Annotated in this window: 11 protein-coding genes; 3 read left to right on the top strand and 8 right to left on the bottom strand. The window is 69.9% G+C overall.

Features of this window, described 5'->3' with window-relative positions; genetic code table 11:
• The 3 genes from DRB06_RS09525 to DRB06_RS09515 all read right to left on the bottom strand — a co-directional run.
• On the bottom strand, positions 1-666 hold a 666-nt coding region (locus DRB06_RS09525), incomplete at its 3' end, for a fructose-6-phosphate aldolase (RefSeq protein ID WP_111819804.1).
• A 41-nt stretch (positions 667-707) separates the two neighbouring features.
• Entirely contained in the window at positions 708-3,149 is a 2,442-nt protein-coding gene (locus DRB06_RS09520; protein WP_111819803.1) for a glycyl radical protein, read from the bottom strand.
• Positions 3,150-3,160: 11 nt separating this feature from the next.
• The gene (locus DRB06_RS09515; RefSeq protein ID WP_199912587.1) at positions 3,161-4,009 is read right to left on the bottom strand and encodes a DeoR/GlpR family DNA-binding transcription regulator; all 849 of its coding nucleotides are present in this window, start codon (positions 4,007-4,009) and stop codon (positions 3,161-3,163) included.
• Positions 4,010-4,151: 142 nt separating this feature from the next.
• Here DRB06_RS09515 and DRB06_RS09510 point away from each other — a divergent pair, with 142 nt between their 5' ends.
• Entirely contained in the window at positions 4,152-4,982 is an 831-nt protein-coding gene (locus tag DRB06_RS09510) for a glycyl-radical enzyme activating protein (protein ID WP_108966810.1), read from the top strand.
• 32 nt (positions 4,983-5,014) lie between these two features.
• On the opposite strand, the gene DRB06_RS09505 is transcribed toward DRB06_RS09510, so the two are convergent.
• The 3 genes from DRB06_RS09505 to DRB06_RS09495 all read right to left on the bottom strand — a co-directional run bounded on the left by DRB06_RS09505 (position 5,015) and on the right by DRB06_RS09495 (position 8,270).
• Positions 5,015-5,941, bottom strand: coding sequence for a tetratricopeptide repeat protein (locus DRB06_RS09505; protein ID WP_108966808.1), 927 nt, complete (start codon positions 5,939-5,941; stop codon positions 5,015-5,017).
• 104 nt (positions 5,942-6,045) lie between these two features.
• Positions 6,046-7,077 carry a hypothetical protein gene (locus DRB06_RS09500; RefSeq protein ID WP_108966806.1) on the bottom strand — a complete coding sequence of 344 codons (1,032 nt, stop codon included), beginning with the start codon at positions 7,075-7,077 and terminating at the stop codon, positions 6,046-6,048.
• A complete protein-coding gene (locus DRB06_RS09495) occupies positions 7,074-8,270 on the bottom strand; it encodes a hypothetical protein (RefSeq protein WP_139240667.1) in 1,197 nt (398 codons plus the stop codon). Before DRB06_RS09495 ends, DRB06_RS09500 begins: the two co-directional genes overlap by 4 nt.
• Positions 8,271-8,652: 382 nt before the next feature.
• Here DRB06_RS09495 and DRB06_RS09490 point away from each other — a divergent pair, with 382 nt between their 5' ends.
• On the top strand, positions 8,653-10,053 hold the full coding sequence (locus DRB06_RS09490) for a hypothetical protein (protein ID WP_073326970.1): 1,401 nt from the start codon (positions 8,653-8,655) through the stop codon (positions 10,051-10,053).
• A 35-nt stretch (positions 10,054-10,088) separates the two neighbouring features.
• Here DRB06_RS09490 and DRB06_RS09485 read toward each other — a convergent pair whose 3' ends face one another.
• Positions 10,089-10,511, bottom strand: coding sequence for a GntR family transcriptional regulator (locus DRB06_RS09485; RefSeq protein WP_234416143.1), 423 nt, complete (start codon positions 10,509-10,511; stop codon positions 10,089-10,091).
• 66 nt (positions 10,512-10,577) lie between these two features.
• On the opposite strand from DRB06_RS09485, the gene DRB06_RS09480 reads away from it, so the two are divergent.
• Positions 10,578-11,099, top strand: a complete 522-nt coding sequence (locus DRB06_RS09480) for a hypothetical protein (protein WP_234416141.1) — start codon at positions 10,578-10,580, stop codon at positions 11,097-11,099.
• A gap of 23 nt (positions 11,100-11,122) precedes the next feature.
• Here the strand turns inward: DRB06_RS09480 and DRB06_RS09475 are convergent, their stop codons facing one another.
• A complete protein-coding gene (locus DRB06_RS09475; RefSeq protein WP_234416139.1) occupies positions 11,123-11,422 on the bottom strand; it encodes a hypothetical protein in 300 nt (99 codons plus the stop codon).
• Positions 11,423-11,496 lie beyond the last annotated feature (74 nt).

The following is an 11,496-nucleotide window of genomic DNA, read 5'->3' as shown; positions in this document are numbered from 1 at the left end:
GGCGATGCCCGGGGCGGAGAAGGCCGCCTGGAAGTCGGCGGCGAACGCGTCCACGGCCAGCCCCACCTGTGGCAGGGCCAGCATGGCGTCCAGCACGTCGGCACCAATGGTCGCCGTGTGGGCGCCGGCGGCAGCCGCATCGGTGACTTGCTTGACGTTCTTGAAGCTGGCCGCCAGGATCCGGGTCGGCACCCCCTCACGGTCGATGTCCTGGCGCAAAGCCCGGATCACCACATAAGGGTCCACGTCCGCATTAGACATACGGTTGACGTACGGGGCGAGGTAGTCCGCCCCGGCCGCCGTCGCCAGCAACCCCTGCGCCGTGGAGTAGATCGCCGTCGCGGTCACGCGAGCCCCCTGGGCCTTGAGCCGCCGCATGGCCGGCAGGCCAGCCGCCGTCGTCGGAATCTTGATGAGGGTGGACTCCCCCACCAGCTCACGGATGGCGTCGGCCTCCCGCAGCATGCCCTCGGTGTCCCGGGCCACCACTTGCACGTGGAGGTCCCGGTCCCCGACCAGCTCCCGGATGGCACGCAGGTCGCGCTTGAAGTCCGTCAGGCCACCGGCCTTGAGAATAGACGGGTTCGTGGTGACCCCGATGAGGGGGAAGGTGTTCAGGGCGCGCTCCACCCGGTCCAGGCGAGCGTCATCGATGAGAAACTGCATCTCGGTTCTCCTTCCTGATCAGTTCTGAGCCGCGGGCGATTTCAGAGGGTCTGCTCGGTGCGGGCGATGATGTCGTCCTGGGTCTGCTTGGACAGCACCACGAAGAAGGCGCTGTAGCCGGCGACGCGGACGATCAGGTCGCGGTGTTGCTCGGGGTGCGCCTGGGCGTCTAGGAGCATGGCGCGATCAACCACGTTGTACTGGACGTGGAAGCCGTGGAGTCGGTTGAAGAAGGCGCGCAGCATGGCGATGAGCTTCGCCCGGTCCTCGGGCTTGGCCAGGATCTGCGGGTTGACCTTCTGATTAAGTAGCACGCCGCCGGTGATGCGGTCGGTCTCTAGCTTGGAGACCGACTTGAACACGGCGGTCGGGCCGTTGACGTCGGCGCCGTGGCTCGGCGAGCAGCCCTCCGCGAGCGGCTGGCCGGCGTGACGACCGTCGGGGGTGGCCGCCGTGGAGGCGCCTTGAGGCACGTTCGCGGAGATGGACGAGGTGCCGGCGTAGTAGGTTCCGCCGATGGGGCCGCGCCCGTAGCGCGAGTTCTTGTACTTGAAGATCTCGTCGATGTCGGTGGCGTAGGCGCGCACGAGTAGGTCGTCCACGTAGTCGTCGTCGTTGCCGTACTTGGGGGCGGCCACCAGGAGCTTACGGATCCGCTCGCCCTCCTCTCCGGCGAAGTCGGACTGGAGGGCCTCCCACAGCTGGGCGCCGGTGATGGCGTGGTCCTCGAAGACGACCTTCTTGATGGCGGCCAGGGAGTCACCGAGGTTGGCGATGCCGACCTGGAGGCCGGAGACGAAGTCGTAGACGGCGCCGCCCTCCTTGAGGGTCTTGCCGCGGCCGATGCAGTCGTCCACCAGTCCGGAGCACAGCAGGTCGGGGACCTGGTGCTCTAAGGCGAGGTCGCAGGCAGCATCCAGCACGATGCAGTTGCGCTGGAACTCGCGGATGGTGGAGTCCCACGCGGACATGACCTGGTCGAAGGAGGTCATGTCCCGCAGGTGCCCGCAGGCCGGCGCCAGTCGGGTTCCGGAGGCGGGGTCGACGCCGTCGTTGAGCGCAACCAGAAGCGCCTTGGGGAAGTTGAGGAAGCTCATGCCGGTGCAGCGGTATCCCCAGCGGCCCGGGACGGCGACCTCGACGCAGCCGATCGCCGAGTAGTCGTGGGCGTCCTCGGGGGCCACCCCGCGCTCAATCAGCGAGGGGATGATGACCTCGTCGCTGTTGAAGGCCGGCATGCCGGTACCCAGCCGCATGAGCTCGATGGCCTCGTTCATGAAGTTGTCGCTCAGGCCGTGGTGGTAGCGCACGGTCAGGTTCGGCTGGGGCAGGTGGGTCTGCGCCACGGAGGCGATGATGAGGTAGGACAGGTGATTGACGGCGTCCGAGCCATCGGCGTGCTGGCCGCCGATGGTGACGTTCTGGTACAGGGGGCTGCCGGCGGAGAACCGGGTGTGGCTCCAGGAGCGGATCTTGTTGACAGTGAAGGTCTTCAGCCACAGGTTGGTCAGCAGTTCGGTGGCGGAGGCATCGGTCTCACGGCCGGCCTCGAGGTCCTCACGCAGGAAGGGCCACAGGTACTGGTCCAGGCGCCCGTATGACAGGGAGTGGCCATTGGACTCGATCTGCAGGGCCACGTGCACGAGCCAGATCGACTGCACGGCCTCGTGGAAGGTGGTGGCCGGGTGCTCGGGAACAACCCGCAGCACGCGGGCCATCTCCCGCAACTCGGCCTGACGCTCCGGGGCGGTCTCGGCGGCGGCGAGCTGCTCGGCGAGGTCGGCGTAGCGGTGGGCGAAGGCGATGACGGCGTCGAAGACGACGATGAGGCTGCGGTAGAAGGGGGCCTGCTCGAGCTGTGCGGGGTCGGTCAGGTCCAGGGCGTCGAGCCCCTCCTGGGCGCGCCGCCGGTAGGTGGCCAGGCCGTCTGCCAGCAGGCGCCGGTAGTTGACGGCAATGTGGGCGTCCCCGGAGGTGATGTTGCCCTCGGGGTGGATGATACCCAGGTCGTAGAAGCGCTTGGCGTCCGCGGGCATGAGGGCCAGGGCGTGCTCCTTGAGGGTGCGGCCCCGCCAGAATGGGGCGATCTCCCGCAGCGTCTGCTTCGCCTCCTCGGAGATGGTGAAGCGGTCCCCGGGGCGCTTGTCGAACTCGTCGAGCTCGTCGATCACCCAGTCCATGGCGTATTCGGGCATGATGGGGGCGGCCCGGTTGGCGCTCGCCTGGTTGCCGGCGAGCCGGGAGGCGGGCTCGATGTAGATGGTCATCCGTTCGAGCACGTTCTTGAGCATGAGGGCTCGGACCATGTCCAGCGGCTGATCGGCGTTGTCCCGGTAGGTCTGCGTGGTGATGACCGCGCGTTCAACGCAGACACTGGGTTCGGTGTCCAGAATCTCCTCGCGCCAGGCGGCCATGCGGTCGGTGAGACCGCCGAAGTGGGGGCCGCCGAGGGCTGTGGGCGTGGATTGGGCAACGGTTGTCATGATGACGATTCCTATTCTCTGGCGCCCACGCCCGCGTGGGTTACGGCCGTGGGCCTGGTGGTTGCGCCGGCGGCGGCGCTGTGGGTGGTGGTGGCGCCCGACGGCGATACGGTGACGACCTGGACGCCGGAGTCGGTCAGCGCGGTGATCTGGGCGGGGTCCCCCGCCGCGTCGGTCCATACGGTGGACACGGCCGAGGCGGGCAGCAGCGGTACGGGCCCGTGTCCGCCGAGCTTCTCGGACTCGGTGACGACGACGACGTGCTCGGCCCGCTCGGCCAGCGCCCGTACGGCGGTGGCGCGCAGGTAGTCGCGTGCGGTGAAGCCGAGCCGGGCGGTGAAGCCGTCGGTGCCGACGAAGAGCCGGTCGACCAGGAACTGCTGCGCGCACAATTCGACCATGGGGCCGACCATGACGCGTGAGTCCGGCTGCTGCTCACCGCCCAGGAGGATGACCCGCGTGGCCGGGAAGGCGCGCAGCCGATCGGCGATGAAGGCCGAGTTGGTGATGATCGTTGTGCCGGAGTGCTGAGTGGCGATCTGCTCGGCCAGCAGCGTGCAGCATGAGCCGGCCTCCACCATGACGGTCTCGCCGTCGTGGACGGTGCCGGCCGCGGCCCGGGCGATGCGCGCCTTGTCAGCGTAGTGGTAGGCGAGGCGGCCGGCCGGGTCATCCGCGGAGACCAGCACGGCGAAGCCGCGCTCTCGGCGGATCAGGCCGCACGATTCCAGCGCGTCCAGGTCCTTGCGGATGGTGACGGCGGAGACCTCGGCCAGCTGCGCGAGCTCGGTGACGGCAACGCGCCCGGCGGCGACGATCGCCTCAAGGAGGGTGGTCTGACGGCTACTCATGGGTTCCATACCCCCTTTCCTACCGTACGCAACTGTGAAGTGCTTCGTTTGAAGCGTTGACACCACGATAAACGAACGACTCACTTCAAGCATAGGTCTTTGGTCCTTCGTTCGTAAGTTATACTAGTTTCGAACGAAAGGAACTGGGGTTATGACCTCGCACCCGCTTGCCGCGCCGTTCGCCTCACCGCACGAGGCGGCCCATCGGCCGGACAACACCGCAGTGGTGTTCAACATTCAGCGGTTCTCGCTGCACGACGGGCCGGGCATTCGCACCGTCGTGTTCCTCAAGGGCTGCCCCCTGGCGTGCCCCTGGTGCGCCAACCCCGAGTCCATCAATCCCGGCATCGAGCAGCTCCTCGATCCCACCACCGGTGAGGTGACCCCCGCGGGCAGGACGCATACGTTGGCGGAGGTACTCAAGGAGTGCGAGGCCGACCGGCCGTTCTTCGAGGAGTCAGGCGGCGGCGTCACGCTGTCGGGCGGCGAGCCGATGATGCAGCACGTCTTCGCGACGGAGCTGCTCCAGGAGCTGCAGCAACGCGGCATACATACGGCGATGGAGTCGACGGGGCACGTGGCGCCACGCGTGTTCGACCGGGCGTTGGATCACCTCGACTATCTGCTCATTGACGTCAAGCACCATGATCGCGACGCGCACAAGCGGTGGACCGGCGGGTACAACGATCTGCCGTTGCGCAACCTGTCCCGCGCTCTCGAGCGCGGCATCCGCACGCAGGTGCGCATCCCCGTCATTCCCGGCGTCAACGACGCTCTCGACGACGCCACCGCCTTCGCCGACCTGCTGCGCTCGCTCGGGGTCGAGCGCGTCCAGCTGCTGCCCTTCCACCAGTTCGGCGAACGCAAGTACACGCTACTGGGACGTCCCTACCGCATGGCCGGAGTCCCGGCTTTGCACCCCGAGGATCTGGTGGATTACCGCGCTGCCATGGTGCACGCGGGCATCGAAGCGTTCTTCTGACTCCCCGGCTCGCCGTCCACGCGCTCCGCGACTCAGTACAGGATGGTGGCCAGCTGGCGGCGGGCCCGAGCCACCTCGGGAGCGGTAGCACCGATGACCTCGAACAGCTCCAGCAGACGCAGGCGGGCCCGCTCGCGCTCATCATCACCGGCGTGTGCACGCACGGCCTCCAGGGCGCGTCCCAGGCAGGCGTTCACGTCCCCCAGGGCGAGGGCCGCGTCCGCCCCGGCCAACTGGGCATCCAGGTCCGCGCCGGGAGCGTCGGCCGCGGCCAGCAGTGCAGCCGGGTCCTGCCCGTCCATGCGGGCAAGCATGCGCACCTGACTGCGGGCGGCCTTCAAGTCGTCGTCGGCGGGCGAGTTGGCGATCGCGTGATCGTAGACAGCCTCGGCCCCGGCCCAGTCGCCGCGTTCGATCGCCTCGCGCGCCTCCCGCTCAACCTCGGTCTCCTCCGGCTCTGCCGGCTCCGGCTGCGCCGAGGCGTCGACGGCGATACGGCCGTCCACGCCGTTGCGGGCAGCGACCTCGAGCAACTGGTCGAGCAGGGCGCGCAGCTGCTCCTCGGGGGCGCTGCCCTGGAACATGGGCACCGGCTGCCCGGCGATCAGGGCGACCACCGTGGGCACCGCCGTCGCCTGCAGGGCCTGAGCCACCTCGGGGGCGGCGTCCACGTCCACGCGGGCGAGCTGGAAGCGGCCGCCGTACTCGCCGGCCAGGCGCTCAAGCAAGGCCGCCAGGTCGGTGGAGGCCTGAGAGCGCGGGGTGTGCAGCACCACCACAACCGGCACGCGGGCGGAGCCCTCGGCGATCTCACGCAGGTTGGCGGCGTCCAGGTCGACCACGAGCGCGCCCGCGCCGCCGCTGCCCGCGGCCGGCGCCGCCGTACCGGCGGCGGGGGCGGGACTGGTCCCCTGCTTGGGTGCGAGGGAGGACAGGTCGACGGCACCGAACATGCTCATGGTGTGCCTTTCCCGGGCTGTGCCCGCATGGCTTGCTGGCTTTGGTTACGAACGGGAGCGTAGTCCTCCACCGGGCGGCCCGACGCACCCGTTCGCCCGGGGCGTCAGCCCTCCGCATCCTCCTCGGCGGGCGCCTGGGAGTCGTCGCGGGACACGGAGGCCAGCACCAGGTCCATGCCCAGGGCGGTGGGGGTGGCGTCCTCGGCGTCGGCCGCCGGGATGAGAAAGGCGATCATGACGTCGTAGTTGGCGGTGACGGTGCCGACCACGTCCTGGTCGTCCCCCATCAGCGCACCGACCGTGCTGTCTGCGAGTGACAGCGTGGACCCGGCAACCGTCTTCTTGTAAACGGTGGTGAAGCTCAGCGTCGTCATGGTGATCACGCCGCCGTCGGCGGTACGCAGGCTCTTGAAGCCGTCAGAGCCGGCCTCGGCGGTCACGCTGACCTCACCGGCCTCAGAGAGGTCGACCGCCCGTTCGGCGGCAATGCGCTGGCGCAGAACGTCATCGGCGAAGGCCTTGCCGTTCTCGCCGTCGGGGTCGTTCAGGGCGTCCACATAGGCGTCGAGCACGTCCTGCGGACTGGCCGCCAGGTCGGTGGCGTCATCCGCGGCGATCTGCTCGGTGCCGATGGCGGGGGCATAGGTAGACGGGATCTCCACGCCGGCAAAGAACTGAGTCCAGCCCCACAGCTGGTAATTCTCACGGGCGGAGTCCTGGGTGAGGGCGAGCAGGTAGCCCTGCTCGTCGTCGGCGAAGTCGGTGATGGCCAGCGCCGTGCGCGGGAAGTCGTTGGCCAGGGCGACGGTTCCCGCCTGGCTGGTGGTGGTGAAGGTGTGCACGAAGCTGTCATCCTCGGTGGCCGAGGCGACCTGGTACTCCTCGCCGCGCACGCGGGCGGCCGGGCCGGTGAGGTAGCCGGCCAGCGCGTCGGCGTTCTTGTCCGCATCCGCCGCGTCCAAGCCGACCTGGACACGTTCGAGGACGGCGGTGAGGCGGTCGGAGTCGAGCACCGGCTGCGGCGTGGGCGTACCGGTGGCGGCATTGGTGGGCACATCCTGGGAGCAGGCGGCCAGGGCGGCGGCGAGCGCGGTCGCGGTCGCTCCCGTGAAGAAGGCGCGGCGGCTAGTGATCATGCTTGGTGCTCCTCGTCGGACTCGTCGGTGTTCGCGTCGGCGGCCGTCCCGTCCTCGACGGCGGGCATTTCCTCCGTCTCGGGGGAGGCGGTCTCCTCCTCGCCGGCGACGGCGAAGGGCTCCGTCTCATCCAGTTCACGGGCGGAACGGTGGGCGGCGGTGGTCTCGGCATCCAATCCCGGGACGACGGCGCTGCCGCGGGCGGCCCCGGAGGCCTCCACGGCGTCCGCGGATAGTTCCTCGGGCTCGGGGGCGGGCGCCTGCGGCACGGCGGGGGCCTGCACGCCGCCGACGTAGACGGCTCCGGTGCGCGGGTCGACCCACTCCTCACCGGCCGCCTCGGCGCGCTCCTTGTCTCGCTGCTCGCGGCGGGTGAGCGGACGGTTCGGATCGCCGATCTGCGGGATACCTACGGTGGCCACCGAGTCGGCCTGGGCGATGCGAGCGGCCCGCTCGGCGGCGCGGGCGCGTCGCTGTTCATCGGCGCGGCGCGTTTGAATGTCGATCAGGAACAGGAACACCCCCACCAGCAGCAGCAGGCCGCCCACGATCAGGCCGGGAATCAGCCAAGGAGTGGACACGTGCCGCGGCCATGCCAGCGTCACCTGCGGGGCGGTGGAGGCGCCGTCGGTGGCCACCAGTACCGCCAGGTCGGAGCCGGCGGTGTCCAGTTCGAGAGTGGCCGAGCCGGTCCCGGTCTCGGTTTTGATCCACAGATCGGAGTCGGCGGGATCGGCGTCGCTGTTCTCCAGCACGGCGCAGCCGTCCGCATCCGTCGTCGCCGTCGCAGTAGCCTCAGCGGTGGGCGCGGCGGAGGCCTCGGCGGTTGCGGTGGGGGTGGCCTCCTCGGGGCAGGAGGTGGTGACCGCCGTGGACTCCAGCGTGTCCCAGTCGGTCAGGCCGGTCACCAGAATGTAGGGGTCCGAGGCGAGCCAGGCCTTGATGTCTTGTACGTGGCCGACCGCGATCAGCACCGGCTGGTCGGCGGAGGCGGCGGTAGCGGTTACCTCGACGTCGGACTCCACGAGGCTGAGCACGCCCTGCTCGGTGACGACGTAGTGCTGGTCGGGACTCTGGGCGAGGCTGGCCCGGGCAGTTGAGCTCGGACGCCACACGGTGGCGGAACAGACTGCCAGGACTATGGCGATCAGGCCGAGAACGGCAATGATCACGCTCAGCATCCGTCGATTCACGACGCGGTTCTCCTCGAACTGGGGGACATGGACCCGCCGACGTGGCCGGCGGGTGTGCGCGACTCGCACCGACGCCACGAGGACGACGTTTGAGGCGGCCGGACGTCAGAATCCCATGACCGCCGCCGGTTCGCACCGGTCTCGGCGAAAATCACAGGTTGCTGCGCCATGAGCAAAAGCCTAGGGCAAAGACCCTCCCCGCGCCGGTTGTAGGGCGTGGACGCGCCGATTTGCCGGGTGTTTTGCCGTCCCGGGAGGCGGAATTGCCCACGCCCCGGCGAGCCGCGCGAAAGCGCCGGGAATGTACCGATTCCGCGCGGATTGCCCAGGGGCTACGCTTGGACGGTGGGCCGTCCCGACCCGGCCCAGGAGGAGATTTGACGTGGCCGAGGACACCGAAGAGTTCGCCATCACCATGCGCGGGTACGACCGTGCGCAGGTGGACCAGCGACTGGAAGCGCTCAACCGCCAGCTGCAGGACGCGCGCCGGGAGGTCGCCAACCTCGATCAGCGGGCGATGACCCTGGCCGGTGAACTCGCGGAGGCGCAGCGTCGCCTGCGGGAGGCGGACAAGCCGACGTACGCGGGCCTGGGATCACGCATCGAGCAATTGCTGCGCAGCGCCGAGGAGCAGAGCGCCTCGGTGCTGTCCAAGGCCAATGCGGAGGCGAACGCGCTCCTGACCCGCACGCGCGCCAACGCCGCGAATCTGTCCGAACGCTCCTCCTCCGAAGCCGCCGCGCTGATTTCGGACGCCCGCCGCGAGGCCGCGGAGTTGCGTACCCGCTCCGAAAGCGAGGCGGAGACCACACTGTCCAATGCGCAGGCGCGTGCCGATGAGCTGGTCGGGTCCGCCGAGCGCCGGGCCGCCCAGCTCGCCGCCGAAGCCGAGTCGGCCGCCACCGAATTGCGTGCCACGGCGGAGCGGGAGGCGCAGGTCGTGCGCGCGGAGGCGAACAAGTCCGCGGCAGAGTTGGCGATCTCCTCCGAGCGCGAGGCCGCCGGGGTGCGCGAGGCCGCCGCTCAGGAGGCCGAGGAACTGCGCGGTTCCTCCTCCGAGCAGGCCGAGTCCACGCTGACCGCTGCCCAGGAGGAGGCCCGGCTCACCGTCGAGAAGGCACGCGCCGAGGCTGAGAAGCTACTGTCCACGGCACGCCGCGAATCGGAGGAATTGCGCCGTTCCGCCCAGGCCGATGCGGAGGCCGCACGTGCCGAGGCCGCCGAACTGCGCCAGCAGGCAACTTTGGATGTGGCCGCCGCGCACGAGGCCGCCGCCCAGGAGGATGCCGCCGCGCACGAGTCGGCACGCGCCCGTATCGCTGAGATGCAGGAACAGGCGCAAACGCAGGCGGCGGACGCCGAGGCCCGGCTACAGGAGGCGCTCGAACGCGCCGAGGCCGTGCGCGCACAGACGGATCAGTCCGCACAGGAGCGCCGTGCGGAGTCGACCCGGCAGGCGGAGGAGATCCTGCGGCAGGCCCGTGAGGAGGCCAAGCAGCTGGTGGAGGACGCCCGCGCCGATGCGGATGCCGAGAAGTCCGCGGCCGCTCGAGACGTGGAGGAACTGGAGCGCCAGCGTGACTCCGTGGCCAGCTACCTGGAGGAGATGCGCGGCGTGCTCGGCAACGTACTGCCGCCGGCACCGGTCTTCTCCGATGTCATCACCGAGGCCTTGAGCAGTGACGATGCCGCCGCGGTTGGGGAGGTGCAAGCGGATGCGCCCGCCGACGGCGGAGCGCCGGCCGCTGACGACGCCGAGCCAAGTGCGGTCGCACCGGCGTAATCGCCCGTCTCTGGGCCCCGGCCGTCGACCGGGGCTCAGGGCCAGGCGCGGCGCACCAACTCGAGCGTGTCCTTAAGCGACATGCCCAGGGAGTGCATGGTGGTGACGAAGCGCAGCGCCTCCCGCTCACCCGCGACCCCGGACTGATCACGCACGAAGGTTCCACGCCGGCCACGGCCCTCGATGTAGCCCTGAACCTCGAGTTCGCGGTAGGCCTTCGCCACCGTGTTGACGGCGATGTCCAGTTGGGTGGCGAGCGCGCGCGTGGGAGGCAGACGGGTGCCCGCAGGGAGTGTGCCTGCGGCGATGTCGGCACTGACCGCCGCACAGATCTGGGAGAAGACGGGCTCTGCGGAGACGGGATCAAGGTGGATGTCGAGCCGGGCGGTGCGCGGCATCGGTGCCGGCCGTACAGCCGATTCGGGAGGGCGCTGCGGAGGCTGAGTGGGCGTGTTCATGCCTCTAGTGTGCGGCAACCCGGCGGGCAACACCACAGCTCTTCCGGCGGCTCGTAGGCTACGAGCATGGCTCACGCGGACCCCGACTTCTCCCCCGACCACCCCGCAGCGGCTGTCCCGGATGCGGCGAGTGCGGCGTTGTCGCCAGGCGCGCAGGATGCGGACTGGGCGCGGCGGCGTCGCGACGCGGCGGCCGAGCGGGCACGCATGCTGCAGGCACGGCAGGCGGCGGAGCACCAGCGGGCCGCACGGATCGTCGCCCTGTTCATCGCGGTGGCCGAGGCGGAGGGGCTGGAGGCGACCCCGCTGCGAGTGCGGGGCTATGGCGGCGGATCCGCCCGCACCCCGCTGACCGGTTGGTACCTGCGCCAGGACCAGTCGGTGGCGATCGACACCACCGGCCGCTTCTACATCCTCACCCGGCCGTTGAGTGTGCGTGATCGGCTGCTCGGAGTGACGCCGGCCGACGAGCCGGTGCCCATGACCATTGGCGAGGGCGGCCGTGACGGCGACATCGTGCCCCTGCGCACCGCCCTGGACCGGCTACTGCCGGGATGGGAGGAGCGCTCCCCCGAGCCGCTGGCCTGACCGGCATCCGACCACCGGGCCGCTCACCACAGGTGACGGTCCCAGCAGGAGGTGTGCCAGTGACGGCGCTCCTCCAGGCCACGGTCGGGCCCGAACAGGGACTCGTTGGACCAGGCCACGATATGGGGCGTACCGGCGGCGATCGTCTGGTTGCAGCCGGGGCAGATGTAGGTCTTGGCTCTGCCGCGCACGCGCCGCACCGTGAACTCCGCTCCCCCGGGACCGGTCTGGGTGCGCGGCAACGACTCCAGTCGGCCCATGTCCAGCGGCCGATGCCCGGCCGCGTAGGGGCGCTTGGAACTGCGGGATCCTCGGCGTGCCATGGCACGACTGTAGCGCGGGCGCTCTCAGCCCTTTACGGTGTTGACGGCGATCTGTCCTTCCTTGGTGGAGATGC

This window comes from Actinomyces sp. Z5, from assembly GCF_003287795.1.
GTDB classification, from domain to species: domain Bacteria; phylum Actinomycetota; class Actinomycetes; order Actinomycetales; family Actinomycetaceae; genus Actinomyces; species Actinomyces glycerinitolerans.
This window is presented reverse-complemented; position numbering and strand designations above follow the sequence as displayed.

What these genes read in the sequence shown, in the direction of transcription:
- DRB06_RS09520 (WP_111819803.1), bottom strand. Translation starts at nt 3,149, where the DNA reads ATGACAACCGTTGCCCAATCCACGCCCACAGCCCTCGGCGGCCCCCAC.
- DRB06_RS09515 (WP_199912587.1), bottom strand. Translation starts at nt 4,009, where the DNA reads ATGGAACCCATGAGTAGCCGTCAGACCACCCTCCTTGAGGCGATCGTC.
- DRB06_RS09510 (WP_108966810.1), top strand. Translation starts at nt 4,152, where the DNA reads ATGACCTCGCACCCGCTTGCCGCGCCGTTCGCCTCACCGCACGAGGCG.
- DRB06_RS09505 (WP_108966808.1), bottom strand. Translation starts at nt 5,941, where the DNA reads ATGAGCATGTTCGGTGCCGTCGACCTGTCCTCCCTCGCACCCAAGCAG.
- DRB06_RS09500 (WP_108966806.1), bottom strand. Translation starts at nt 7,077, where the DNA reads ATGATCACTAGCCGCCGCGCCTTCTTCACGGGAGCGACCGCGACCGCG.
- DRB06_RS09485 (WP_234416143.1), bottom strand. Translation starts at nt 10,511, where the DNA reads ATGAACACGCCCACTCAGCCTCCGCAGCGCCCTCCCGAATCGGCTGTA.
- DRB06_RS09480 (WP_234416141.1), top strand. Translation starts at nt 10,578, where the DNA reads ATGGCTCACGCGGACCCCGACTTCTCCCCCGACCACCCCGCAGCGGCT.
- DRB06_RS09475 (WP_234416139.1), bottom strand. Translation starts at nt 11,422, where the DNA reads ATGGCACGCCGAGGATCCCGCAGTTCCAAGCGCCCCTACGCGGCCGGG.